This window comes from Moorena sp. SIO4G3 (genome assembly GCF_010692305.1).
Classification (GTDB): Bacteria; Cyanobacteriota; Cyanobacteriia; order Cyanobacteriales; family Coleofasciculaceae; genus Moorena; species Moorena producens_A.
Map to the genome: position 1 here is coordinate 1 of NZ_JAAHIG010000749.1, position 1,212 is coordinate 1,212.

The 1,212-nt window shown below is 50.8% G+C and carries 1 protein-coding gene; it reads left to right on the forward strand.

What is annotated here, in order from left to right:
• Positions 1–343 precede the first annotated feature (343 nt).
• Positions 344–1,174, forward strand: coding sequence for a hypothetical protein (locus F6J99_RS45160; protein ID WP_293123995.1), 831 nt, complete (start codon positions 344–346; stop codon positions 1,172–1,174).
• Positions 1,175–1,212: the final 38 nt, after the last annotated feature.

Sequence of the window (1,212 nt, forward strand, 5' to 3'; positions counted from 1 at the left end):
ATCGGAGCATGTCCAACTCTACCCAAATTCATGATCAACTGTTAGACTTTCTGTGTCAATACAGCAGCTACCCTCGATCTGCGCCATCTAAAAACCTTAGCCTGGATGGTGAGTGCCTTAATTAGCAGTGGTCAGCTTTGCCTTAGTGCCTGGGAACCTTATGTCTGATGCCTCGCCAAACAAGCCCAAAGCTTTGAACGTCGGTGGCACCGCTTTGTGAGCAATCGACTCATTGGTGTGAAGGGGCTATATATTCCCTTGGTGCTAAAGGCAATTGAAGAATTGGCAGTCTCATCGTCTGTACCTTGCACTCGATACCACAGTGCTTTGGAATCGCTACTGTATGATTCATCTATCACTGGTGTGTTGTGGTCGTGCCGTGCCATTTCTGTGGCAAGTGAAGGAGCATAGCAGTGCCACGGTGGCTTTCGAAGAATATCAACCATTGTTACGCCAAGCCCGGTGGATATTGCGTCAACATGCCGATGTGATGCTCTTAGCCGACCGAGGTTTCGCCAACCATGCTTTGATGAACTGGTTACTTTGGAGCAATTGGCACTATTGTCTACGGCTGCCCTGTGATGTCAATTTGCATGGTCCGCGTCGCTATCCGATTGAAGTCAGTTATCTGTGGCCACAAAAGGGAGAAGCAGTGTTCTATCACCATGTGGGTTTATGGCAAGATGGAAAACACCGCTCTCATCTGGTGTTAGCCAACGTCAAAGGGGTCAAAGAGCCTTGGGCGGTCATCACCGATGAAACCCCCACCTTAAAAACTCTGTGGCAATACGGTTTGAGGTTCCGGGTCGAGGAATTATTTTTGGACAGTAAGTCGGGAGCCAAAGAAGCTCGAAGACTCCCGCATCCGCAATGGCGAGCTCTCGAACGGCTCTACGAGCGTGGCTGCGGTGGCACTACTGTACGGCACGACTCAAGGCATGGCTGTTCAACTACAAGGTCTGCGACGGCAGGTCGTTCGCGTAGCGTGACCAAAGGTCAATCCTCATTGGCAAAGGGGTCTGAGCTACCTGAAAATTGGTCTGCGCTGGCTAACGGGAGTCCTCCACAAAAGTCGTCAACTTTTAACACCCGTCCCCTTGCTACCCAAAGACCCGCAACCGTGCTTTGCGCCGCTCTTAAAGCTCGTCAGGATTTTTACGTTCGCGTAGCGTGACTGCATGTCAATCGCATCTGGTTCTCACGGATTCAGTC